The 24,801-nt window shown below is 66.4% G+C and carries 22 protein-coding genes; 14 read left to right on the forward strand and 8 right to left on the reverse strand.

The features are described from left to right. Positions 1-163 precede the first annotated feature (163 nt). Positions 164-1,396 carry a cytochrome P450 gene (locus tag CMV14_RS19975; protein ID WP_066966218.1) on the reverse strand — a complete coding sequence of 411 codons (1,233 nt, stop codon included), beginning with the start codon at positions 1,394-1,396 and terminating at the stop codon, positions 164-166. Positions 1,397-1,466: 70 nt separating this feature from the next. Next, positions 1,467-1,790 carry a 2Fe-2S iron-sulfur cluster-binding protein gene (locus CMV14_RS19980; protein WP_066966220.1) on the reverse strand — a complete coding sequence of 108 codons (324 nt, stop codon included), beginning with the start codon at positions 1,788-1,790 and terminating at the stop codon, positions 1,467-1,469. Between the two features lie 331 nt (positions 1,791-2,121). On the opposite strand from CMV14_RS19980, the gene CMV14_RS19985 reads away from it, so the two are divergent. Next, positions 2,122-2,409, forward strand: a complete 288-nt coding sequence (locus CMV14_RS19985) for a putative quinol monooxygenase (RefSeq protein ID WP_066966222.1) — start codon at positions 2,122-2,124, stop codon at positions 2,407-2,409. Positions 2,410-2,439: 30 nt separating this feature from the next. On the opposite strand, the gene CMV14_RS19990 is transcribed toward CMV14_RS19985, so the two are convergent. Then, positions 2,440-3,306 carry a LysR family transcriptional regulator gene (locus CMV14_RS19990; RefSeq protein WP_066966225.1) on the reverse strand — a complete coding sequence of 289 codons (867 nt, stop codon included), beginning with the start codon at positions 3,304-3,306 and terminating at the stop codon, positions 2,440-2,442. Positions 3,307-3,727: 421 nt separating this feature from the next. Between CMV14_RS19990 and CMV14_RS19995 the strand changes: the two genes are divergently transcribed. Next, entirely contained in the window at positions 3,728-4,495 is a 768-nt protein-coding gene (locus CMV14_RS19995; RefSeq protein ID WP_066966228.1) for an SDR family NAD(P)-dependent oxidoreductase, read from the forward strand. Positions 4,496-4,516: 21 nt separating this feature from the next. On the opposite strand, the gene CMV14_RS20000 is transcribed toward CMV14_RS19995, so the two are convergent. After that, the gene (locus tag CMV14_RS20000) at positions 4,517-5,785 is read right to left on the reverse strand and encodes a cytochrome P450 (RefSeq protein ID WP_083215982.1); all 1,269 of its coding nucleotides are present in this window, start codon (positions 5,783-5,785) and stop codon (positions 4,517-4,519) included. Positions 5,786-6,083: 298 nt separating this feature from the next. Here CMV14_RS20000 and CMV14_RS20005 point away from each other — a divergent pair, with 298 nt between their 5' ends. From CMV14_RS20005 to CMV14_RS20035, 7 genes are read left to right on the forward strand one after another with little or no spacing between them, the layout of a single operon-like run. Next, the gene (locus tag CMV14_RS20005; protein WP_066966231.1) at positions 6,084-8,372 is read left to right on the forward strand and encodes a TonB-dependent receptor; all 2,289 of its coding nucleotides are present in this window, start codon (positions 6,084-6,086) and stop codon (positions 8,370-8,372) included. A gap of 33 nt (positions 8,373-8,405) precedes the next feature. Then, a complete protein-coding gene (locus tag CMV14_RS20010; RefSeq protein WP_192876300.1) occupies positions 8,406-9,629 on the forward strand; it encodes a cytochrome P450 in 1,224 nt (407 codons plus the stop codon). A 2-nt stretch (positions 9,630-9,631) separates the two neighbouring features. Then, positions 9,632-10,090, forward strand: a complete 459-nt coding sequence (locus tag CMV14_RS20015) for a VOC family protein (protein ID WP_066966238.1) — start codon at positions 9,632-9,634, stop codon at positions 10,088-10,090. Beyond that, complete coding sequence (locus CMV14_RS20020; RefSeq protein WP_066966241.1) at positions 10,087-10,908, forward strand: SDR family NAD(P)-dependent oxidoreductase; 822 nt, start codon at positions 10,087-10,089, stop codon at positions 10,906-10,908. The genes CMV14_RS20015 and CMV14_RS20020 overlap by 4 nt, the downstream gene beginning before the upstream one ends. Positions 10,909-10,917: 9 nt before the next feature. Further along, entirely contained in the window at positions 10,918-11,319 is a 402-nt protein-coding gene (locus tag CMV14_RS20025) for a nuclear transport factor 2 family protein (RefSeq protein WP_066966243.1), read from the forward strand. After that, positions 11,316-12,101, forward strand: coding sequence for an SDR family NAD(P)-dependent oxidoreductase (locus CMV14_RS20030; protein WP_066966245.1), 786 nt, complete (start codon positions 11,316-11,318; stop codon positions 12,099-12,101). The genes CMV14_RS20025 and CMV14_RS20030 overlap by 4 nt, the downstream gene beginning before the upstream one ends. A gap of 43 nt (positions 12,102-12,144) precedes the next feature. Further along, positions 12,145-13,866 (forward strand): N-acyl-D-amino-acid deacylase family protein, encoded by a 1,722-nt coding sequence (locus CMV14_RS20035; RefSeq protein ID WP_066966248.1) that lies wholly within the window; start codon positions 12,145-12,147, stop codon positions 13,864-13,866. Between the two features lie 18 nt (positions 13,867-13,884). Here the strand turns inward: CMV14_RS20035 and CMV14_RS20040 are convergent, their stop codons facing one another. The 4 genes from CMV14_RS20040 to CMV14_RS20055 are packed head-to-tail and all read right to left on the reverse strand — an operon-like array spanning position 13,885 to position 18,369. Next, the gene (locus CMV14_RS20040; RefSeq protein ID WP_096367797.1) at positions 13,885-15,297 is read right to left on the reverse strand and encodes an MFS transporter; all 1,413 of its coding nucleotides are present in this window, start codon (positions 15,295-15,297) and stop codon (positions 13,885-13,887) included. After that, positions 15,294-17,015 (reverse strand): N-acyl-D-amino-acid deacylase family protein, encoded by a 1,722-nt coding sequence (locus tag CMV14_RS20045; protein WP_066966255.1) that lies wholly within the window; start codon positions 17,013-17,015, stop codon positions 15,294-15,296. The genes CMV14_RS20040 and CMV14_RS20045 overlap by 4 nt, the downstream gene beginning before the upstream one ends. Positions 17,016-17,028: 13 nt before the next feature. Beyond that, on the reverse strand, positions 17,029-17,784 hold the full coding sequence (locus tag CMV14_RS20050; RefSeq protein ID WP_066966257.1) for an SDR family NAD(P)-dependent oxidoreductase: 756 nt from the start codon (positions 17,782-17,784) through the stop codon (positions 17,029-17,031). Positions 17,785-17,796: 12 nt separating this feature from the next. Further along, positions 17,797-18,369 (reverse strand): carboxymuconolactone decarboxylase family protein, encoded by a 573-nt coding sequence (locus tag CMV14_RS20055; protein WP_066966260.1) that lies wholly within the window; start codon positions 18,367-18,369, stop codon positions 17,797-17,799. 338 nt (positions 18,370-18,707) lie between these two features. Between CMV14_RS20055 and CMV14_RS20060 the strand changes: the two genes are divergently transcribed. The 5 genes from CMV14_RS20060 to CMV14_RS20080 all read left to right on the forward strand — a co-directional run bounded on the left by CMV14_RS20060 (position 18,708) and on the right by CMV14_RS20080 (position 24,674). Continuing rightward, complete coding sequence (locus tag CMV14_RS20060) at positions 18,708-20,201, forward strand: FAD-linked oxidase C-terminal domain-containing protein (protein WP_066966263.1); 1,494 nt, start codon at positions 18,708-18,710, stop codon at positions 20,199-20,201. Beyond that, on the forward strand, positions 20,201-21,379 hold the full coding sequence (locus CMV14_RS20065; RefSeq protein WP_066966266.1) for an FAD-binding protein: 1,179 nt from the start codon (positions 20,201-20,203) through the stop codon (positions 21,377-21,379). Before CMV14_RS20060 ends, CMV14_RS20065 begins: the two co-directional genes overlap by 1 nt. Further along, positions 21,376-22,764: a glycolate oxidase subunit GlcF gene (gene glcF, locus CMV14_RS20070; protein WP_083215983.1), complete on the forward strand. Its 1,389-nt coding sequence runs from the start codon at positions 21,376-21,378 to the stop codon at positions 22,762-22,764. The genes CMV14_RS20065 and glcF overlap by 4 nt, the downstream gene beginning before the upstream one ends. Continuing rightward, on the forward strand, positions 22,689-23,117 hold the full coding sequence (locus tag CMV14_RS20075; protein ID WP_066966307.1) for a GlcG/HbpS family heme-binding protein: 429 nt from the start codon (positions 22,689-22,691) through the stop codon (positions 23,115-23,117). Before glcF ends, CMV14_RS20075 begins: the two co-directional genes overlap by 76 nt. A gap of 186 nt (positions 23,118-23,303) precedes the next feature. After that, positions 23,304-24,674, forward strand: a complete 1,371-nt coding sequence (locus CMV14_RS20080) for an FAD/NAD(P)-binding protein (protein WP_066966268.1) — start codon at positions 23,304-23,306, stop codon at positions 24,672-24,674. Positions 24,675-24,801 lie beyond the last annotated feature (127 nt).

Genomic DNA, 24,801 nt, shown 5'->3' on the forward strand with positions numbered 1-24,801 from the left:
GCCGCTCTCCAACGGCCCGTCGCGGGCATGGCGCGCACGGTGTGCGAATTTTCGACGTCCCAGGGCCCGGCCAGACACGAAATGCCGATGCAAAATCGAGCAATTGGACAGCCAGATATTGCCTGCTATTTTATCTCTCGCTCCACTCCGCCGACAGCCGGCCTCACATCGGCCGGACGAATATTTCGCGGGGGCCGCGCTCCTTGGGTACACCGACGATGTCGGGCTCCACGCCCGGATCGGACAGGAGCAGCCCGGGGAATCTCTCTATCGCGGCCTGCACCGAGATCCGTGCCGTCATCCGCGCGAGAGAAGCGCCGATGCAATGGTGGATGCCATAGCCGAATGCCATCATGTCGCGGCTGTCGATGTTGCGCCGGATATCGAAGCGCAGGGGATTCTCGAACCGTCCGGGATCATAGCCGGGCGCGGAGCAGATCACGTGGATCGGCATGCCCTCGAACAGGTGCAGCCCTTCGAAATCGAAATCGCCCGTCGCGTAGCGGAGCGCGGTGTAGACGCTGGGGCTCATCCGCAGCGATTCCACAATCGCGCCTTCGACGAGCGACGGGTCCCCCAATAGCAGGTCCCGCTGATCGGGATGCCGGCACAGCAGGTAGAGTGTCCAGGCGGTGTAGTTGATAATGCCGCCGATGCCCGCCGAGTACAGCACCATCAGCGTCGCGAACAGTTGTTCGGTGGTGATGCGGCCTTCGACGTCGTGGGCGGCGATGATCGCACTGGCGAGATCCTCGCCGGGCGCGGCGCGGCGCTTCTCGATCAGGTCCGCGCAATAGCTCCGCGCGGCCTCCCACGCCGCCTCATATTCGGCGACATGCTCCGGTCCCGGATCCAGCGTCGAAAAAGCGGCCTTCTGCGCATCGGAAAGGCGCGTGAAGATCGACCACTCGCCCTCGGGAAAGCCGAACAGCAGTTCGAACAGGACATGTACCGACAAGGGGTGGGCATAATCGGCGACAAGGTCGAACGGCCTGCCCTCCCGCTGCAACGCATCAAGCTGCGTCGCGACGAAGGAGCGGACGCCCGCCTCGACCGAGGCCAGCTTGCGCGGCGAGAAGGCCGGCGCCATGAGGCGGCGGAGATTGGCGTGATCGGGCGGATCGTTGTCGGTCACCACCGGCAGCGAGTTGTAGTAATAGAAGCCGCCCGTCCCGCCCCAGGGGCGCTTGCGGCTCGAAAATCTCGCGGGTTCGGACAAGACGATCTTCACGTCCTCGTGCCGCGAGACGACGGCCTGCGGGACGCCACCCGCCTCGATATAGAAGGGCGATCGCTGCGCGAGATCGACAAAGCAACGCCCGGGGCTGCGCTTGACCGCTCCATATAGGTCGATATCGACCAGCTTCGCGCGATCGATTACCGGAATGTCCACCATCGCCAACCCCTGATCAGAAACTCTCGAATTGAGCATTACCCACCTGCGCCGATCGGCAGCCGATCAGCGATCAGGTCTGGCGGTTCGGCGTCGTCACGATGATCCCGTCGAGTTCCTCGGTCAGCTCGATCTGGCAGCTCAACCGGCTCGTCGGCAGCCGTTCGGCAACCGTGCCGTCGAGAAGCTCGTCCTCATGCTGGGACATCGGCGGCAGTTTGGTCGACCATTGCGCGTCGATGTAGACATGGCAGGTCGCGCAATTGCAGAAGCCGCCACATTCGGCCTCGATCTCGGGAACGCCATGCCCGGTCGCGGCATGCATCAGCGTATCGCCGATACTTCCCTCGACCTCGGTCCGGGCCCCGTCACTATGCTGGAAAATAACCTTCGGCATCCGATACCAACCTCACATCGCAGACATTCTCGAAGTCGCATAAGCCCGGCGCTCATGGATTTTCCCGGCGCCGCCCGCCGATCGCTGCCGGTGCGTTTCCTGCCTGGATGAAGGGTCATAGCCGAAGAGACTCTGGCGGCATGGGGAAAAAAACGCCAAAGCCATCGAAATTTTCTCAAGCAACAGGATATCGCGGGCACCGATTAAAGCTGGTCGCCACAGCCATGACGATAAGCAATTCCGGCATGCGATATTGTCCCTCCATCAATCCTGATCCTGAATTATCCTGGCACGGGGAAGCAGCACTACTGGCCATGATGAAGGTAAACCGATGTTCGCTCTGATTTCTTCGATCCGCGTTGCTCCGGAAGATGCGGCGACGCTGGAACAGGCGTTCGCCAAGGTCGCCGCTCATGTTCGCGCCAATGAACCCGGTACCCTGGCATATTACATGGCGCATGCCGACCGCGCGGGAGCCTATCGCGTGATCGAGGTCTATCGCGACGAGGAGGCGTTCAGCGACCATAAGGCCTCCGATGCCTTCCAGGATTTCCGCCCCCGGCTGGGCGCGATGCTGCTGGGCGCGCCAGAGGTGGAGAAGATGGACGTCGCCGTCTGAACGGCCCGGCGCCAACGAAATCAGGGCGATTCAGGCGGAAATCTCGAACGAAGGGGCGACCGCCGTTGCGCAGTCGATGAACTGGCGGACCACCAGGCTTTTGTCGTCCTTCCTTCGCAACAGGCACACCGGAAAGCCGCTTGAGTCGATCGGCCGATAGACAACCCCCGGCGTCCCCAGCATCGCGACGCTTTCCGGCAGGATCGAGACGCCCATGCCCGATCCGACCATGGAGATGGCGGTCTGCCAGCCATGGACTTCGACGACATTCGGCACGAAACCCGCCTGTTCGCAAAGCCGCAATGTCCGCGTCAGATATTCCGAAGCGCGATCCCGTGGAAACAGCACGAACTGCTCTTCGGCCAGTTCGGCGAGACTGAACGGAGCGGAAGGGCTTGCCATGTCGTGCCCTTCCGGCAGCACCGCGACGAAGCGCTCGATCATCAGGGTCACCGCTTCGAGATCGGCCATGATCTGCGGCCCCCGCACAAGCGCGACGTCGATCTGCTCGGCGAGCAGCGCTCCGCGCATCTGTCCCGGCAGAAGCTCGATCAGTTCGATCTGGGTATCGCGGTGCTCCGAACGGAAACTCCGGACGATCGCGGGCAATATCCGCAGCGATGTCGTGGCGGTGAAGCCGACCGCGATGCGGCTGGCGCCCTCCATCGCCAGATGGTCTATCCGATCGAGCCCGATCGCCAGTTGAACCAGCAGCGTACGCGCGGTTTCGAGCAGTTCCGCGCCGATCGGCGTGAGGGACACCTTGCGCGTGCTGCGGTGGAAAAGCTCATGGCCGACCGCGGCTTCCAGCCGCTTGATCTGCTGGCTGAGAGGCGGCTGGGCGATGCCGAGCCTGTGCGCCGCATGGCCGAAATGCAGTTCTTCGGCCAACATCATGAAGGCGTAGAGCTGCCGAAGTTCGATCGGAGGGGGCGGCTTGAGGGGTTCGATGGGTGCCTCCTCGGTTCAGCTCTGACGATCGCGCACCGGGTTCTCCCGGGCGTGCCAGGGAGGGGGCGAAAACAGCTTGGCGCCCAAGGGGCGGGGCCCGCCCTTTCCCGCGCAGCGATCCGCTGGTCTGGCGGCATCCGCCATCTCGCCCAAGCTCCTCGATCCCACCGTTGTTCAGCGGATCGTATCGGTGCGCCCATTTACCGTCCACCGATATGTGCTCTCGCTCCATCGGCGTGGGATGCACCTCGCGGTATTTCGCAGGACAATGCGCACCGAGACGAGAACAGAATCCGTTTCACCTTTTAATTCTGAATAATGGAATGTTATTCGTTTTTCAGTCAGCATATGGATGGAAAGCGGGGCAATGACCAATCTCACCGGAAAAACGGCCTTCATTACCGGTGCGGGCATCGGAATCGGCCGCGCGGCGGCCCTGCTGTTCGCCGAAAGGGGCGCGCGCGTGATCATCGCCGATGTCGACACGAACAATGGCGGCGAGACCGAAGCCCTGATACGCGATGCCGGCGGCGACGCCCTGTTCATCCCGACCGACGTTTCCGATGAAGCCAGCGTGCAACAGGCCCTCGATCTCACCATGGCGCGCCACGGCCGGCTGGACATCCTCTACAATAATGCGGGCGGCTCATCCTCGCGCGACGGCAAAGTCACCGATGTATCGATCGACGAGTTCTGGCGGACGATGCGCGTCGACCTGTTCGGAACCTTCCTGTGCTGCCGCCTCGCCATCCCGCACATGATCGCCGACGGCGGCGGAGCGATCGTGAACACCACCTCGACGGTGGCGCTGCGCGGGATCGCGAACACCGATGCCTATACCTGCGCCAAGGGCGGCGTGCTGGCGCTGACCCAGTCGATGGCGGTCAACTATGCCGATGACAATATCAGGGTGAACGCGATCGCGCCCGGCGGCATCCGCACCGAACGGGTGCTCAAGAAGCTGGAGGCCGTCCCGCATCTCGCCCAGGGCAAGAGCGGGCACCTGCTCGGCCTCGGCACCTCGCGCGATCCTGCTGCGGCGGCGCTATTCCTGGCCTCTGACGATGCCGCCTATATCACCGGGATCGTCCTCGCGGTGGATGGCGGATGGACGACCGTGGGCCCCGCGATCTGATCCGCGACAGGAAGCGGGCGATCAGATCGCCGGCTGGGGGCACTTCGGCGTCACGCGCACCGGCATCCGCTTATAGCCGGGGAACTGGTGCGAGGCGACGCGCTCGACCGGCCCGACCAGTTCGATATCCTCCACATGATCAAGGAAGGCCTGCACGATGCGCCGGATCTGCAGCCGCGCGACCACCGCACCCAGGCAGAAATGGTCGCCGCCGCCAAAGCCCAGGTGCAGATTGGGCTGTCGCCCCAGGTCGAACCTGTCGGGATCGGGGAAGGCGCTCTCATCCCGATTGGCCGATCCGTTCCACAACACCACCCAGTCGCCTTCGCGAATATCCTTGCCGCCCAGGCTGGTATCCGCGGTGGCGGTGCGCAACACATGGGTGACGGGGCTTACCCAGCGCACGAACTCATCGGGCAGCGTCTCGATCAGGCCGGGATTCGCGCGCAACCGCTGCATCTCTTCGGGCTGGGACATAAGCTCATATATGCCGCCGGCGATCGTGTTGCGCGTCGTCTCCTGCCCCGCCGCGACGAACATGAAGCCGTTATAGCCGATCTCATTGTCGGTGAACGGAACGCCGTCGATCTCGACCCGGCCGAGGATGCTGAGCAGGTCCGTACCGCCCTTGCCCCGGCGCTGCTTCACCAGATCGAGTATATAGTCGAAAATGGTGCGTAGCGCCTTGGTCCGCATCTCCAGCGCGCTGCCGCCGCCATAGTCCGCATCGGCCGGGGCGATCCCCATATTGGCCATGCGGAACAGCATCGGCCAGTCCTCGCGCGGAATCTCCATGATCTCGAAGATCACCGCGGCCGGCAGTCGCGCCGCTATATCGTCGACGAAGTTGCACTCGCCGAAACGGATGAGATCGCCGATCAGGTCGGTCGCCAGCGACTGGACGAACCCATCAAGTTCGGCCACTGCCTTCGGCAGAAAGCGATCGTGCAGTGCGCGTCGCATCTTGTTGTGCCGTGGCGGGTCGTTCGACGGCAGCATCGCGCCCTCCATCGCGAGCTTCAGGCTCGGCGACCGTTCCGGATCGGCGAATTCCGCACTCAGCGGCAGCGTCGCGCCCGAACGCTGCGCGCTGAACAAATTGGGCTCCAGATAGACCTTGCGCACATCGCGATATCGCGTGACCGACCAGAAACCCCGATCGTATCGCGTCCGCGTCCAGTGGACGGGGTCCTCCGTCCGCAATCGCCGCCACAGCGCATGCGTATCGCCGGTGGCGAAGAAAGCCGGATCGGTCAGATGAAAATCCAGGTCCGAGATCGACTCCGCCATTGCCACATTCCTTTGCCTTTTCCATCTCGATCATATCGCCGATCGATTAAAATTCGAAATCAGTCGATATCGAACAAGATATTAATCTTATACTAGAAACATCACTTCAGCATTCATCTATATGCACGAGGATTTTTCTAAATCTGCATGAGAGAATTTGATGATCAATATCTGATAAAGTGGCTTGAACGTCTTCCCAACAACATGATGATACCGGATCGAAAACAAGAATTGTCGCAGCGGAGCGAGATTGTCTCCGCAAAGCGCAGAGAATCTCGGATTTCGGAGGGGAACCCAGATGAGAAATAAGCGCACCCACCTCTATTCGCGTGCCATATGCCTGGCGACGATAGCCGCGCTCGCGCCGGTCATGCCGGCCATCGCGGCCGAAGAAACCGGCGCTGCGACCACGGGCGGGCTGGAGGAGATCGTCGTCACCGCCCAGCGGCGCAGCGAGAACCTTCAGGAAGTTCCGATCTCGGTGACGGCGGTTTCCGAATCCATGCTCACATCGGCCGGCATCCAGGGCACGGCCGGCCTGCAACAGTTGACCCCGGGCCTGGTCACCTATCAGGTTGCCGCGGCCTTCCTGCCTTATATTCGCGGCATCGGCTCGTCGCTGTCGCAAAATGGCTTCGACAGTTCGATCGCGATCTACATCGACGGCATCTACCAGGCGAACAAGGCGTCCAACATCTTCGACCTCAACAGCATCGAGCGGATCGAGGTGCTGAAGGGGCCGCAGGGCACGCTGTTCGGCCGCAACGCCACCGGCGGTGCGATCAACGTCATCACCAAGGATCCCGGCCAGCGCGCGGAATTCAGGATCGAGGCGGGCTACGGCCGTTTCGACGAGAGGCGGCTGCGGGCCTATGCCAGCGCGCCGATCACCGAGACGCTGGGCGCGAATGTCGGCATCGCGCTCCGCAAGGACGACGGCTATGTCAAGGATCGCGCCCTCGGCCGCAACATCGCCATAACCGATCGTTTCGCACTGTCGGCCAAGATGCGCTGGTCACCGAGCGACAGGTTCGATGCGCGGCTGTCCTTCCTGTACAACGATGACTCGGACAACTCGTCGCTTTCGGTCCACGTGCTGCCGGGCACGCTGTCCACCGCCGCGTCGCGCGGCATCCCCACCACCTCGAACAATTATGAATCCCGCCTCAGCGGCGTGCCGACAATCACCAACAAATCACACGGCATCACCCTCAACATGCGATATGATGCGGGCTTCGCCGATCTGGTCTCGATCAGCGGCTATCGCAAGGGCCGGGCCCTTTCCTTCTCCGACGGCGATCTGTCCCCGGCCAATCTCGCCTATTCGGCCGCGCCGCAGAGCGGCCGGCAGGCTTCCCAGGAATTGCAGCTCGTCTCGAACAAGGGCGGCCCGCTGCAGTGGATCACCGGGCTCTACTATATCTGGGACAATCAGGGCTATGCGAACAACGCCAACCAGCGCGGCCTGAACAGCGCCAGCAACGTGCCGCCGCCGCCGGTGACGCCGGCTGATCTGCTCGTGCCGGGCGCGTCGGTGGTCGGTTTCACGACGCGGGCCACCACACGCAGCAAGGCCGCCTTCGCCCAGGCATCCTATCACCTGACCGACGCCGACCAGATCACCGTCGGCCTGCGCTACAGCCATGAGAGCAAGGCGCTGAAGGGCATCCAGTACCGGCGGACCGGCGTGGCGGGCGTGGGTGGTGCCCCGGCATCCTTCCTCGACACGCAGCTCGCGGCGGTCGATACGTCCAAGAGCTTCTCGCGCGTGACGTGGCGCGCCGCCTATGATCATCAGTTCAACGATGATCTGATGGGCTACATCAGCTACAATCGGGGCTTCAAGAGCGGCGGCTTCAACCCCACCGTGGTCAATGCCAACCCTCCGGCCGTCGATCCCGAAACGCTGGACGCCTATGAGATCGGCCTCAAGAGCGAGTTCTTCGACCGCAGGCTCCGCTTCAACATCGCGGCATTCTATTATGATTATCGGGATATCCAGGTGCAGCTCATTTCCGCTGCCAACAGCCTGACGACCACCGAAAATGCCGGTGCTGCCGAGACCTACGGCCTCGATATCGACCTCGAAGCGGTGCCGAGCGACGTGCTCAAGATCCGCGCCGGCCTCAACCTGCTGCACTCGAAATACACCAAATATCCGGCCGCCTCGGTCTTCGTACCGCGCGTCGTCGCGGGAACCAGCACGCCCACCGGCGGCAATGTGCAGGTCGGCCTCAACGCGAAGGGCTTCGACACCGTCTTCGCGCCGAAGATCACCGCCAATATCGGCTTCGATTATGACATCCCGGTCGGCAACTCGCGGATCACCCTGTCCGGGTCGGCCTATTACAACGATGGCTATGATGTGTCGCCCGGCGGGATAAACGCCCATGTCGAGGCGTTTGAGACGGTCAACGGCTCGATCACCTATTACGGCCCCGATGACCGCTATTTCGTGCGGCTATGGGGTGAGAACCTCACCAAGGACGTCCATCCCATCTATCTGTCGCCCCAGTCGCTTGCCTATCAGGTCGCGAACAACCGGCCCATCAGCTACGGGGTAACCGTTGGATTTTCCTTGAACTGAATGATGATTTTCTCAGAAATTGAGGCTGTCCAGATGATTACGCTTGATCCATCCAAGATTCGGGATGTCGATATCTATGGATCGATCAAGCAGCAGCCTTATGAATATTATGTGAAATGGGCCACGGAGCCGCCCTTCTACATCATGGTGGAGGGCGCTCCGCAGCTGGTGTGCACGCGGATGGCCGACACCCGCGCGGTGCTGGAAGATCATGCCCGCTTCTCCAGCGTGAAGCGGCCCTATCCAGGCACCCAGGGCTTCTACTTTTTCAATTCGATGCCCAGCGTCACCGATTCCGATCCGCCCACCCATACGAGGCGGCGGCGGCTGATGGCGCCGGCCTTCTCGCCGCGCAAGCTGGTCGAGCTCGAACAGAGCGTTGCCGCCCAGGTCGATCGCGTGCTGGACGAGGTCGATGCGATCGACGGCCCGTTCGACGCCGTGTCGGACTTCGCCGTGCCGATCGCCATGCACACCCTGCTCGGCCAGGTCTGCGACATTCCGTCCGAGGACTGGCCGATTTTTACCGGGCTGATCTCCGCCCAGCGCGCCGCCTTCAGCCAGTTGGAAGGCAATGCCGCGGAGAAGCATGCCTATCACGCGGCATGGGATCGCGCCTGGCGCTATTGCGAAGACGCGATCGCGCGCCGCCGGGCCGCGCCTACCGACGATCTGGTGAGCAACATGATCCAGGCCCAGGAGCGGGGCAGCGAGCTCACCGCGGAGGAATTGTTCGCCACGCTGGTCATCCTCTATTCGGCGGGTATCGGCGGGCTGATCAACTATCCCGCCTGGACGCTGTGGCGGCTGGGCCGGCATCCCGACCAGCTTGCCCTGCTCCGGCAGGACCCGGCACTGATCGCGGGCACCATCACCGAATCGCTGCGCATGGACCCCTCATCCTATGCGTCGCTGCGGTATGCGGCCGGCGACTTCGAGTTCGAGGGCGCGCAGGTGACCGAGGGGATGCCCGTGCACACGCTGAGCGCGAGCGGCAATTACGATCCAGAGCGTTTCCCGGACCCGCTGCGCTTCGACATCACCCGGCCCACCGACTGGAAGACGCTCACCAGCTTCGGCCATGGCGTCCACCACTGCATCGGCAATGGCCTCGCCCGCATGGTCACCCGCACCGCCGTCGCGAGGATCGTCCAGCGCTATCCGGGACTGCGGCTGGAGACACCGGACTTCGTGCCACGGGTCGAGGGCGTGCTGAAGCAGCGTGCCCCGGTTTCCGTGCCCATGCTGCTTCGCTGACGGTGGCCGACCTGTTCCACATCGGCCTGACGGTCGGCGATATCGGGCGATCGATCCGCTTCTACGTCGATGTCGCCGGGCTGAAGGAAGCGACGCCGGTGGACCATGCCAGCGCGGCATTCGATCGGCTGACCGACAATCCGGGTTCGCGGCTGCTGTCGGTGATGCTGTCGGGCAACGGCTTCCTGCTGCAGCTCAACCAGTATCTCAGCGGCGGTGGGGAGCGGCTCGATCTGCGCCACAACAATATCGGAAGCCCACATCTGGCATTCTTCGTGCCCGATGTGGACGCACGATATACCGAACTGAAGCAGCGCCACGACGTCACGATCACGTCGCCCCTGATCGACAATGCCAGCGGCACGCTGCGCAGCTTCTACGTCGCCGATCCCGACGGCGTCCCGGTCGAGTTCCTGCAGCGCCTTCGCGAGGTCGACTATCATGCCAGAGTGATCGAATGAGCAGCAGCCCACGGCGCCGCACCGCACTGATTACCGGCGGGAGCCGTGGCATCGGCCAGGCGATCGCGACGAGGCTCGCGATCGATCATGATCTGGTGATCGGCTATCGCACACGGAGCGACACCGCCGAGGAGACCGCCGCGACCTGCCGGTCGCTGGGTGCGCAGGCGATGATCCATGTCTGCGACATCACTGATCCTGCATCTCTGGCGCAGTTGGCCGATGTCGCCATCGATCGCTTCGGGCGGATCGATAGCCTGGTCACCAATGCCGCGACCGGGCTGCATTGGCCGATCAGCGTCTCGGGCTGGCAGCAGGTCCACGACGCCGTACAGGTCATCGCCGGCAGCCTCGCCGAACTGGTCTCGCGGCTGGCGCCCCATATGGAGCAGGGCGGCCGCATCGTCGCGATCAGCGGGCTCGACAGCAGGCTCGCGGTCGCCGACCATGGCCTGATCGGCGCCGGCAAGGCCGCGATCGAGGCGATGATCCGCAATCTGGCGATGGAGCTGGGCCCGCGCGGGATCACCGCCAATGCGGTCATTCCCGGCGCGACCCGCACCGAATCGCTCGAACGCGCGCTCGAACGCAAGCCGGGATCCGAACAGCCGCTGATCGACTGCATTCCGGCCGGCCGTCTCGCCACCCCTGCCGATGTCGCGCATGTGGTCGCGTTCCTGTGCTCGGCCGGCGCAGCTTATGTGAACGGCACCTCCATCCTCGTCGATGGCGGCTTCAGCGCGGGCAATTTCTGGACCCGCCATCAACGGACGTCGCTCGAAAAGGGCGGCTGGTCCGCCAGACCCCTGGGACAATGAGAGCACACCATGGCATCCGATCATGATCTTATCCCGGCGCTGCTTGCCGCCCAGTCGAAGGGAGACTGGGACGCGATGTTCGCCGTGATGCATGAGGATGGCGTCTTCGAGCTGCCCTTTCTCAAGCAGCGCTTCGAAGGCCGCGCCGAGATCGAACAGCGCATGGCCCCGTCGATAGACCGCATGATCGGCCTCACCTTCTCGGATATCGAGGTGCGCGACATGGCCGAGCCCGGCTGGATGATCGCCCATTTCAAGGGGAATGCGACAGTCCGCCCGACCGGGCGCCCCTATCGGCAGACCTATGTCGGGATATTCCGGGTCGTCGACGGCAAGATCGCGCTTTTCCAGGAATATTTCGACACGCTGGAACTCGCCATCGCCTGCGCGCGGGTCGAGCCCGTGGCATGAGCGGGGCGCCGGAGCTTGCAGGACGCACCGCGCTCGTCGTCGGCGGAGGGTCGGGAATAGGCAGGGCCAGCGCGCTGGCGCTGGCTCGGCACGGCGCCGCCATCGCCGTGGCCGATCTGGACCTTGCCGCGGCGGCGGCCGTCGCCGCGGAGATAGAGGCGACCGGCGCCTCCGCCTGCGCCCTGCCGGTCGACGTCACCGACCTCGCCTCGGTCGAGGAGGCACATCGTACCGCCATGACCCGGCTGGGCCCGGTCGATATCCTGATCAACAGCGCCGGCGCGAACGAGCGCGGCAACAGCGGACATGCGGTGGCCGAGATCGATCTGGAACGCTGGGACGCGATACTCCGGCTGAACCTCTACGGCACCCTGCATTGCTGCCGCGTGGCCGCCCGATCCATGATTGGGCGCGGATGGGGCCGGATCGTCAATATCGGCTCGGCGGCGGGCTATCGGCTCGAAGCCGGCGGGGGTGCCTATGCCGTGTCCAAGGCCGCCATCCCCGCCCTCACAAAGATTCTCGCGAAGGAGGTTGGGCGGCACGGCGTGACGGCGAATGTGGTCGTGCCCTTCTTCACCGACACGCCGATGCTGCGCCGCCGCTTTCCGGACCGGCAATCGATGGACGCCGCGCTGCAATCCGGGGCCCTCGCCAGCCCGATGGGCGTGGTGCTCGACGCCGAGGATCAGGCGGCGGCGGTGCTGTATCTCTGCCTTGAATCCGGCCGCTACGTCACCGGCCAGTCGATCCACGTCAATGGCGGCTCATGGATGCCCTGAGCCCGAAGGCCGCCCGACGACCATCATGTGAAAGGAGTTCCCCATGCAGTGTCGACATGATCTGGTGATCAGGGGCGGCACGATCGCGGACGGATCGGGCGGCGCGCTGTTCGAGGCCGACGTCGCGGTGCAGGGCGGCCGCATCGTCGAGATCGGGCGGGTGGCCGGGACGGGCGCCGAGGAGATCGACGCCAAGGGCCTGCTCGTCACCCCCGGCTTCGTCGACATCCACACCCATTATGACGGCCAGATCACCTGGGAGGACAGGCTGGCCTCCTCCTCGCTGCACGGCGTCACGACGATCCTCGCCGGGAACTGCGGCGTGGGATTCGCGCCGTGCCGGCCCGATCACCGCGACCTGCTGGTGAAGGTGATGGAGGGTGTCGAGGACATACCCGAAATCGTCATGACCGAGGGGCTTCCCTGGAACTGGGAAAGCTTTCCCGAATATCTGGACAGCCTGGAGAGCCGCAGGAGCGATATCGATTTCGCCGTGCAGGTTCCCCATTCGGCGGTTCGTGTCTTCGTGATGGGGAAACGCGGCGCCGATCTGGAGCCGCCGACCCATGACGATCTCGCCCAGATGCGCAGGATCGTCACCGAGGGGATTCGCGCGGGCGCGCTGGGGGTGTCGACCTCGCGCTGCCTCAGCCACCGGACCCGCGCCGGCGCGCTCGCGCCGAGCGTGCTGACCGAGGAGGAGGAACTCATCGCGCTCGCCCATGGCCTGCGCGATGCCGGGGCCGGCGTGTTCCAGATCATTCCCCGCACGGCGGCCGACGATACCGATCCGGTGCAGGAAATGGCGATGATGCGCCGCCTGATGGTCGCATCGGGCAGGCCGCTGTCGTTCACCCTGCTGCACAAGAGCGAACGTCCGCAGCAGCTGAATATCATCCTGGGCGAACTGGAGGCGATCCGGGCCGAAGGGCTGCCGATGCTGGCCCAGGTCTGCCCGCGTCCGCTCGGCGTGTTGTTCGGCCTCGATCTGTCCTTCCATCCATTTCGCTTCCGGCCCAGCTACGCGGCGATCGAGCATCTGCCGTTGGCCGAGCGCGTCGCGGCGATGCGCGATCCGGCGCTCCGCGCCCGGCTGCTGGCCGAACGACCGGAGCACAGCAACCCGGCCTTCGTGCGCATCACCGGCGCGATCGACACTCTGTGCGAGCTCGGCGATCCTCCGAATTACGAGCCCGGCCCCGAAGACACGCTCGCCGCCCGCGCCCGGACCATGGGGATCAGCGCGGCCGAACTCGCCTATGACATATTGATCTCGGACGGCGGCACCAAACTCCTGCTCTGGCCGGCCGCCAACTATGTCGGGCACAGCCTCGACGAGGTCCGTCCGCTGCTCACGCGCAATGATACGCTGATCGCGCTGGGCGATGGCGGCGCGCATTACGGCATGATCTGCGACAGCAGCTACACCACCACGCTGCTGGCCTATTGGACCCGCGATCGTGGCCGCGACCTGATCGCCCTGCCCCAGGCCGTGAAGTCGCTGTCGCACGACACCGCCCGCGCGGTCGGCCTCAGTGATCGCGGCCGCATCGCCGTCGGCCTGAGGGGCGATCTCAACCTGATCGACTATGATCGGCTCGGGCTCCAGCTTCCGTACATCCGCCGCGACCTTCCAGCGGGCGGCCGCCGCCTGCACCAGGGCGCGACCGGATATCGGGCGACGATCGTCAACGGCGTGCCGGCCTATCGCGATGGAGCGGCAACCGGCGCCCTGCCCGGCCGACTGATCCGCGGCCCGCGCTGAGATCGAAAGGCGCGTTCGTCAGGCTCGCCTGCGCGGATCGTCGTTGGGCAAGCTCCAGGCCGCCAGGCCGCAGACGATGCAGATCAACAGGATGAACAGGAAGCCCAGCCGGAAGCTCAGCACCGACGGGACCGGCGCATCCATGCCCGCCGCCTGCTGGTTCGCGGTGGCGAGGAGCAGCATCACGAGCTGCGCCCCGATCGCCGAGAAGGCGGCGCGGAACACGGTGGACAGGCCGGTGATCTCCCCCGCCCGCTCGGGCGGGGAGGCCGCCAGCAGGATATTGGGTATCGCGACATAGCATACCAGATAGCCGGCACCTTCCAGCAGCATCCCCACCATCACCACGGGCAACCGATCGTGGAAGAACAGGATCAGCGTCCAGCCGGTGGCTGCCATGACCGCCCCGCTCAACAGGCCGAACCGCCCGCCGCGCCGCGCGATGACCCGCCCGCACCAGGCGCTGGACAACACGCCCACCAGCCGCACCGGCATCAGCAGCGATCCGGCCACCCCCGCCGCCAGGCCGAAGCCGACCGCGGCGCCCTTCTGCTGAAGCAGCATCGCCATGATGAGCGTGTGCTGGGTCATGCCCGCGCCCACCATCGCCATGCAGAAATAGGCGGTGGCGATACGCCGGTCGGCCAGCGCGCGGAGGTGGATCAGCGGATAGGCCTGCCGCAGTTGGTGGCGCGCCCAATAGCCGAGCAGCAGCAGCGATCCCGCCAGCATCGCCAGCACCAGGGGATCGCCCCATCCCCGGTCCTTGCCCAGGGTCAGCGCGAGCAGGAAGCCGGTGATGGCCGGCACGAACAGCACGCCCTGCACCATGTCGACCCGGTTGGCCTGGCCGGTGGCGCTCGCTCTCCTCGGCACCCAGGCCCAGACGACAGCCGCGCTCAGGACTGCCCACGCCCCGCTGGCGACGAAGATGCTGTTCCAGCCGGCCGTGTCGACCAGCAGACCGCCCACCGCCAGGCCGATGGCGGCGGATCCGGTCGCCGCCGCCAATACGATGCCCACCGTCATCGGCACGCGATCGGCTGGCATGTTCTGGCGGATCAAGGCCAGGCAGAGCGGCAGGATCGCACCACTGGCGCCCTGCAGCGCGGCACCGACGACGATGCCGATCAGGTTCCGCGACAAGGCACTGATGCTGGATCCCGCGATCGTGATCGTCAGCACGATCAGGAGCAGCCGGCGATGCCCGTAAAGGTCGCCGAGCCGGCCGCACAGCGCCGCCGCCGCCGCCGAGACCAGCAGGCATGCGGTGATGATCCACCCCACGCCCGCCGGATCATGGAAGACGCGGGTCAGCGACGGCAGCGCCGTATAGACCATCGTCACTTCCAGCGAACTGCAGATCTCGGCGATGACGAGCGCGACGATGAACAGCCGGCTGGTCGCCGGGCTCATGGCGGGCGCGGTCACCTGCCGATCGTCACGCTATAGGTATCGCGGCCGGATCGCAGCATCGTCCCGGCTAGTTCCCCGTTCGGCACGCCGTCGCGTGCCACCTCGCGACCGTTGACCAGCACATGGCTGACGCCGATCGGATCGCAATAGAGGCGGTTCCCGCCGGCCGGCAGGTCGAAGCGCATGCTGGTCGGCCCGCACCCGATTCTGTCGGGATCGAAGATGACGATGTCGGCGAACGCGCCCTCGCGCAGACAGCCCCTGTCACGGATGCCGATCAACTCGGCCGGCACCTGCGTCAGGCGATGGACCGCTTCTTCCAGTGAGAGCAGCTTGCGGCGACGCACCCCTTCGCCCAGCACCTTCGACGAGAAGGCGAAGGTATCGATCATGTCGAGATGCGCCCCCGCGTCGGAAGCGCCGATCACCACCCGGTCGTCGGTCCACACCTCGCCCCGCATCGCCCAGCTCGCATCGTCGTCGGCGATCGAGCGGAGCAGGAAATTGGTACGCAACTCATCGGCCAGGGCAACGTCGAGTATCGCGTCGAGGGGCGAAACCCCGCGCTCCGCCGCGACCTCGCCGATCATCCTTCCGAGCCAGCGGCGGTTCTCCTCGCTGAACACCTCGACGATCTCATAATCCTGCCACTGCGCATATTTGCGCGCATGGCCCGCCTGCCCGGCCGCGCGCTCCCCGATCCGGCGGCGGACCTCGGGATCGGCGAAGGCCCTGCACCGATCGTCGAGCGGCAGGCGGAAATATTCCGCGATCCCCTCGACCGAATCGATCAGCACGCCGCCCAGCATGTTGAGCCGGAGGTGCGGCGCATCGGCCATCACCAGGCCCACCACGCGCGCGCCGCGCGCCGCCGCATAATCGGACGCCGCGATCTGCGAGCGGTGGATTTCGGGCGCATGGGCGTTGGGGATGATCGCGTTCCAGTTGAGCGGCCGCTGCGCGGCGAGCGACAGGCGCGTCAGCAGATCATAGGTCTGCTCACCGAAGAGACCCGGGATCGGCAGGAATTCCAGCGTGGTCCCGGGGAATTCCGAAACCACGCTCGCCAGCGCGATCAGCTCTTCCTCGGCGGCGTGGCGCGAAGGCACGGGCTGGCCCTCCGCGTCGAGATGCGTCGTCGATATCGTCGATGAGAAACCCAGTCCGCCGGCCCGTATCGAAGCGCGCAACAGCTCCTGCATCGCCGCGATCTCGTCGGCGCTGGCATGATGGCCGATCGCGCGCTCGCCCATCACGGTACGGCGCAGCGCCGAATGGCCGACCATGAAGCCGGTGTTGATCGCCAGCGTGCCGTCCAGCCGGTCGAGATATTCGCCGAAGCCGGTCCAATCCATCGGCACCGCCGCGCGCAGGCTTTCGAGCGGCATGCCCTCGACCCGGGCGAGCATCCGCACCAGATAATCGGCATCTTCGGGCCGGCCGCTCAACGGTGCGATGGTGAAGCCGCAATTTCCGCCAATCACGGTGGTGACGCCATGGTTGATCGACGGGGTGACCAGCGGGTCCCAGAAGACCTGCGCGTCATAATGGGTATGCACGTCGACGAAGCCGGGTGCCACGATCTGGCCGCCCGCGTCGATCTCGCGCCGGGCAGGCCCGTCGACGTCGCCGATCCCCACGATCCGCTCCCCGCTGATCGCGACCGCGCCGCTCCTGGCGGGAGCGCCCGTCCCGTCGACGATGCGTCCATTCCGGATGATGATATCGTACATGTCGCTGCCTCTGTCAGGCCTGGCTCATATAGCCGCCGTCGACCGGGATGATCGCCCCGGTGATGAAATCGGATGCCGCCGAAGCCAGGAAGACGGCGATGCCGCCAAAGTCCTCCGGCCTGCCCAGCCGCCGTGCCGGGGTACGGGCGACGACGCGGTCGTGCAGGTCGGGCCGCTCGCGCATCGCGGCGGTCGTAAGCGCGGTTGCGACATAACCCGGCAGGATCGCGTTGACCTGGATATTGTCGACCGCCCAGGACACCGCGAGCGCCTTGGTCAGCTGGCCGATGCCCCCCTTGCTCGCGCCATAGGCCGCGGCCACGGCACTGCCGAACAGCGTGGTGATCGAACCGACATTGATGATCTTGCCCCCGCCACGGCGGCACATTTCCGGATAGGCGCGCTGGCTGAGCAGGAAGGCGCCGGTCAGATTGACGTCCATGATCTGCCGCCATTCGTCCAGCGAGAGGTCCTGGGGCGGCTTGCCGATCGACATGCCCGCATTGTTGACGAGGATGTCGATCCCGCCGCAGCCCGCGACGACGGCGTCCAGCGCGGCGGCGCAGGAATCAGGATCGGCTGTGTCCAGTTGCTGATAGCGGGCCCCGCCGCCTATCAGCGCCGCTGCCGCCTCCCCCCTCGCGCGGTCGCGGCCGGCGATCGCGACCGTGGCGCCCGCGCCCGCCATGGCCTGAGCCATCGCGAAGCCGATCCCCGAGCCTCCGCCCGTGACCAGCGCAACCTTTCCGGACAGATCGAATTCAGCCACATCCCGCTCCGTTCAGATACCCGGCGTGGGCCGCGGCGCATCGGCGGGCGCCCCTTCGCCGGACAGGTTGAGCAGCAGCGCCAGCAGCGCATAGACGCCGCTCACCGCCGCCAGATCGACCAGCTGCTCCTCATTCAGATGGCGGCGCGCCTCGGCCAGCGTCTCGGGCCGCACCCGATGTTCGTCCAGCAGCTCGCGGCACAGCGCATGGACCGCCGCTTCGTCTTCCGCCATGTTCTCCGGGAAACGCCCTTCGTGGATGGCGGCCGTGACGGCCGGCGCCAGGCCGGCGTCATGGGCGATCCTCTCATGCGCCCACCACTCATAGTCCTGGTCCCAGAAGCGCGCCTGGATCAGTATCGCGAGTTCCTTCAGCCGTGCAGGCAGGGTCGACCGGGTCGCGAAATAGCTGATCAGCGGACGGAGCCGCAGCCCCATGGCGGGGCTTCGCAACAGCAGCGGAATGGGGCCGCCCGCATAGCCTCCGGACGCACGGAGCAGCTGATCCGCCAGCGCCCGCTGGTCGGCATTGTCGGGATCGAGCGGAACGGGCGGAAAAGCCTGCGATGCCATCAACGGATCCATGCAACCCTCCCTGACGCGACCGCCCTGGAGGCCCAACCTCCGGTCGGAACGATCCTAGAGGGTGCTCATGGTCTGCAAATGCGAGATTTACTGCTTTCGACATGACGGAATATCATCGGCGCGATTTCAAATTATAGGCGGCCGTCTCTGGCTATTTGTCGCTGACTTGCACGACATCTGCTATGCCATTGCGATCAACGTGAATGAGACCCTCATCCCGTGCCGATGAACTCTGGTCGATGCGGCCATTCATTCTCCTGAAGAACAGCTATATTTTATTTTTTACGCCTACCGAAAGATCGGGGCCGGCTATATCAGGGAGAGGAAAGGGGCGGACGATGTCGTTAGTCATGCCGGAGCCGGACGCCAGCGTCCTCGCGCGCCGCGCGGATATCGTCCGGGCGTTGCGCTCGATCGTCCCCGGGGAAGCGGTGATCGACGATCCGGACGGCCTGCGCCCCTATGAATCCGACGGACTGACCGCCTATCGCCAGCCACCGATGGTCGTCGTGCTGCCGGAGACGACGGAGCAGGTGTCGAGGATCCTCGCCTGGTGCCATGCCGAGGGCGTGAAGATCGTGCCGCGCGGTTCCGGCACATCATTGTCGGGCGGCGCGCTGCCGCTGGCGGATGCTGTGCTGGTCGGCATGGCCAGGTTCAACCGCGTGCTCGATATCGATTATGAGGACCGGCTGGCCGTGGTCCAGCCCGGTGTCACCAATCTCGCCGTCACCCGCGCGGTCGAGGATCGCGGCTTCTATTACGCGCCCGACCCGTCCAGCCAGATCGCCTGCTCGATCGGCGGCAATGTCGCGGAGAATTCCGGCGGTGTGCACTGCCTGAAATACGGGCTGACCACCAACAATGTGCTTGGCGTCGAGATCGTGCTGATGGACGGCGAGGTCGTCCGCCTCGGCGGCCGCCAGCTCGATCCCGCCGGGCTCGACCTGCTCGGCGTCGTGGTCGGCTCCGAGGGACTGCTCGGCATCGTCACGGAAGTGACGGTCCGCATCCTGCCCCGGCCGGAGGGGGCTCGCGCGCTGCTGATCGGCTTCCCCACCGTCGAGGGTGCCGGGCTATGCGTCGCCGATGTGATCGCCGCCGGCATCATCCCGGCCGGCATGGAGATGATGGACCGGCCCGCCATCCATGCCGCTGAGGCTTTCGTCCAGGTGGGCTATCCGCTGGATGTCGAGGCGCTGCTGATCGTCGAACTGGATGGTGTTGCCGCCGAATGCGACCATCTGATCGACGAGGTCGCCGCCATCGCCCGCGCCAACGGGTCGACCACCCTGCGCCTTTCCGCCGACGATGACGAGCGCATGGGCTTCTGGGCGGGCCGCAAGGCCGCCTTTCCCGCAGTCGGCCGCCTGTCGCCCGATTATTATTGCATGGACGGAACGATCCCGCGCCGCCGCCTGCCCGACGTGCTGGAGAAGATGCGCGAACTGTCAGATCATTATGGTCTGGGCGTCGCCAATGTCTTCCATGCGGGCGACGGCAATCTCCATCCGCTGATCATGTACGATGCGAACATTCCCGGCCAGCTCGAGCGCGCCGAGGCCTTTGGCAACGACATATTGCGGCAGTGCGTCGCGGTCGGCGGCGTGCTTACCGGCGAGCATGGCGTCGGCGTCGAGAAGCGCGACCTGATGCCCGAGATGTTCTCGGAGACCGACCTCAAGCAGCAGCAGCGCCTCAAATGCGCCTTCGATCCGAAGCTGCTGCTCAATCCCGGCAAGGTCTTCCCGACATTGCACCGCTGCGCGGAACTCGGGCGCATGCATGTCCATCATGGCGCACTGCCCTTTCCGGACCTGCCGCGCTTCTGATGGCCACGCCGCTTCCCATCCGTCCGGCCTCCGCCGAAGAACTGGTCGATGTCGTCCTGACGGCGCAGCGCGATGGCCGCACCCTGGCGATCGGCGGCGGGCTCAGCAAGGCCGGGACCGGCCGGCCGGCGCGCGATGCGACGCCGCTCGACATGGGCGGCTTCGCCGGCATCGTCGATTATGATCCCGCCGAACTGGTGCTGACGGTGGGCGCCGGAACGCCGCTGTCGCAGATCGAGGCGCTGGTACGTGCCGAGGGGCAGATGCTCGCCTTCGATCCCTTCGATCATGGTCCCGTCTTCGGCCAGCCTGCTGGAAGCGCGACGATCGGCGGCGTGGTAGCGGCGGGCGTCGCCGGGTCGCGGCGGCTGTCCGCCGGGGCAGTGCGCGATCACCTGCTCGGCTTCCGCGCGGCCTCGGGCCGGGGCGAGATGCTGCTGGCTGGCGCGCGGGTGGTGAAGAACGTCACCGGCTATGATCTGCCCAAGCTCGCGGCGGGCAGCTGGGGCCGGCTGTTCGCGATGACCGAGCTGACGCTCAAGGTGCTGCCGCGTCCTCCGGTCAGCGCGACGCGCGCCGTCACCGGCCTCGATGCCCGGCAGGCTGTGGCGGCGATGGCCGCGGCGATGGGCTCGCAGGCCGAGGTCGCGGCGGCGGCCCATATCCCCGCCGCCCGACAGGGCGACATCGCCCTGACCCTGCTCCAGGTCCAGGGCTTCGCTCCGTCGGTGCAGGCGCGATGCGCGATCCTCGACAGGGCGCTCGCCCCGCACGGCCCGGTCGAGGCGCTCGGCGATAGCGACGCCGATGCCCTCTGGGCCAGCCTGCGCACGCTTGCGCCGCTGGCCCGCGATCGTCCCCTGTGGCGTGTCAACGTGGCCCCCAGCCAGGGCCCCGCGATCGTCGCCGCCCTCGAACCGCACGGCGCGTCCTGGCTGTTCGACTGGGCCGGCGGGCTGGTCTGGCTGGCCTTTGATGGCGATCCCGCCCTCGTCCGCGCCGCCGCCGAGGCCGCCGGCGGACACGCCACGCTGGTCCGGGCGCCGGCGGCGCTGCGCGAGGCGGTGGCCACCCTGCATCCCGCCGCCCCGGGCGTGGCCGCGCTGGAGGCGCGCATCCGCCGCGCCTTCGATCCGATGGGCGTGTTCGAGACCGGCCGTTTTGGAGAGCGCCCATGAAGACCGAGTTCACGGCCGAGGCGCTGGCCGATCCGGCGATGGCCAGTTCCGAGGCGGTGATCCGCAAATGCGTCCATTGCGGCTTCTGCACCGCGACCTGCCCCACCTATGTACTGCTCGGCGACGAACTGGATTCCCCGCGCGGCCGCATCTACCTGATCAAGGACATGCTCGAGCGGGAGCGGGAGCCGACCCCCGAGATCGTCAAGCATGTCGATCGCTGCCTCTCCTGCCTGTCGTGCATGACGACCTGCCCGTCGGGCGTGAACTACATGCATCTGGTCGATCATGCCCGCGCCTATATCCAGGACCGCTACCGCCGCCCGCTGCGGGAGCGGCTGATCCGCGGCCTGCTCGCGCTCGTCCTTCCCCATCCGCGCCGCTTCCGCGCGGCGCTCGGCCTCGCCCGCCTGGCCCGGCCCGCCGAGCCGTTGCTGCGGCGGATCGCAGCACTCCGTCCGCTCGCCGCGATGCTCGCCCTCGCGCCGGCGCGCGTGCCGCCGCGTGCCGAACGCCGCGACGCCCTCGTCGCCGGATCGAAGGGGCGCGTCGCCATGCTGCGGGGCTGCGCCGAGCCGGTGCTGCGTCCCGAGTTCGGCAGCGCCGCGATCCGCCTGCTCAACCGCGCCGGCTATGACGTGCTGTTCGCGCCCGGCGAAGCGTGCTGCGGCGCGCTGGTCCACCATATGGGGCGCGAGCATGACGGCCTCGCCCATGCCCGGCGCAACGTCGATGCCTGGCAGCGGCTGATCGACGATGGCGGCCTTGCCGCGATCCTGGTGACGGCATCGGGCTGCGGCACCACGATCAAGGATTATGGCTTCATGCTGCGCAACGATCCCGCTTATGCCGAAAAGGCGGCGGCGGTCTCGGCGCTCGCCAGGGACATCACCGAATTCCTGCAGGATGCGGAGCTTCCCGCCGGGGACGGCCGCGGCCTCACCGTCGCCTATCATGCCGCCTGCTCGCTGCAGCACGGCCAGAAGGTGACCGAGGCGCCAAAGCGGCTGCTCGCCCAGGCCGGCTACATCGTCCGCACCCCGATCGAGGCGCATCTGTGCTGCGGGTCGGCGGGCACCTACAACATCCTCCAGCCTGAAATCGCGGGGCAGCTCGGCGACCGCAAGGCCGCGAACATCGAGCGGCTCGGCGCGGATGTCATCGCCACCGGCAATATCGGCTGCGCCACCCAGATCGGCGCCCGCACCGCGCTGCCCATCGTCCACACGGTCGAGCTGCTCGACTGGGCGACCGGCGGCCCGGCGCCCGCCGCCCTTTCTTCCCTCCCCAGGACAGGAACGCAAAAAAAATGGCTTACATCACGCTTGAACAGGCAAATGCGATCATCACCGGCGCCTTCGCGAAGGGCGCGGAACTCGGGCTGAAACCCCTGGGCATCGCCGTGCTCGACGCCGGGGGGCATCTGATCGCCTTCCAGCGCCAGGACGGCACCTCGACGCTGCGCCCGCAGATCGCCACGGCCAAGGCATCGGGTGCCCTGGCGCTCGGCATATCGAGCCGCAAGATCGCCGACATGGCGGCCGAAAGGCCCAGCTTCGTCGCCTCGCTCGGGCCGATCGCATCGCATGGCGTCCTGCCGGCGGCAGGCGGCGTCATCGTGGTCGGCGCGGACGGCCGGGCGATCGGCGCGGTCGGCGTCACTGGCGACACCTCGGACAATGACGAGCTCTGCGCCCTCGCCGGCATCTCCGCCGCCGCGCTGACCGCCCAGGCCTAAGATCAGAAGGTCGCCGGCCCGGGCATAATGGAAGCCCCCGCTCGGTCCAACGGAGCGAAATTGCTCTAGGCGCCCGATCCGTCGGCGGCGGAATTGATTGCGATTTGCGACATTGCCTGCTGAAAGACTTGGGAAGGACGGGGGAAATCATCCCCATCCTTTCCAGCCATCTTCGACGGGCTTCGCATGATCACCTCCGCCGCCCGCGCCGCCGATCGTCACGTCATGATCGTCGGCGCGGGCTTTTCCGGCACCCTCCAGGCGATCAACCTGCTGCGCCACGAAGGCCCGCACGCGACGCTGATCGAGCGGCAGCCCCATGCCGGACGCGGCATCGCCTATTCGGCGGCGCATCCCGATCATCTGCTCAACGTGCGTGCCGGCAATATGAGCGCGCTGCCCGACGATCCCGATCATTTCCTGCGCTGGCTCGCCCGGCACCGGCCCGAGCTGGGCGGCTTCGTGCCGCGCATCGTCTATGGCGATTATCTGGCCGATCTGCTGCGCGCCGCGATGGAACGGGCCGAGGGCCGCCTTACCCTGATCCGGGGCGAAGCGGTCGACGCCGAACGGAGCGGCGGCGGCTATGCGGTGACGCTGGACGACGGGCGTCGCCTCGCTGCGGATACGCTGGTCCTCGCGCCGGGCAACCTGCCCCCGCACGAGCCGCCGGCGCTCGCCGGTGCCGGGCTCGATCCCGACCTCTACGCGCCCGATCCGTGGAGCGGCAACGTCGCCGACGGGCTGGCGGCCGACGACAGGGTGCTGATCGTCGGCACCGGACTGACCATGGTGGACGTCGCGCTGCTGCTCGACGCGCGCGGCTTCCGGGGCAGGATCATCGCCATGTCCCGGCGCGGCCTGCTGCCTCACGCCCATGCCGACCAGACGATGGGCGCGCCTCTGCAACAGCGCCCGCCGCTCCGGCCATCGGAACTGCTGCGATCGGTGCGGGCAAGGACGGGGGCAACCGGCTGGCGGCCGGCTGTCGATGCGCTCAGGCCCTTCACCCAGGATCTCTGGCTCGGCGCCGATGCCGAGGGCCGCCGCCGCTTCCTGCGCCATCTGCGCCCCTGGTGGGATATCCACCGCCATCGGCTGGCACCGCGCGTCGCCGAGCGGATCGCCGCGATGCGCGCCGATGGAAGGCTCGACATCGTCGCCGGCAAGCTGGCGGGCGCCGATGTGCGCGATGGCCAGGTCGACATCAGCTGGCGTCCACGCGGCGCGGATACGCTGCGGACATTGCGGGTCCGGCGGATCGTCAATGCCAGCGGACCGCAGGGTGATCTGGCCCGAACCGGCGAACCGCTGCTGCGCCGCCTGCTCGAACGCGGCCTGATCCGCCCCGATGCCCTGCATCTTGGCATCGACGTCAATCCGCAGTCGGAAGCGATCGGCGCCTCCGGCCAGGCCGATTCCGGCCTGCTGGTCATCGGCCCGATGACGCGCGGCACCTTCTGGGAGATTGTCGCCGTGCCCGACATCCGCGTCCAGACCTGGTCGGTCGCGCGGCGCCTGTCGAACGCGCACTGGGTCGAAGGCGAAGGGCTCTAGCCGGGAAGCGCCGCCAACGGGCCAGCCTGACGACAATCGTCCTGACCTGGATCAAGTCGGCGCAACATGCGGGAACCGGGGCGATCGGCTGCGGTTCAGCATGGGCGGCCTCACGCCGCCAGCGAAA

This window comes from Rhizorhabdus dicambivorans, from assembly GCF_002355275.1.
GTDB lineage: Bacteria > Pseudomonadota > Alphaproteobacteria > Sphingomonadales > Sphingomonadaceae > Rhizorhabdus > Rhizorhabdus dicambivorans.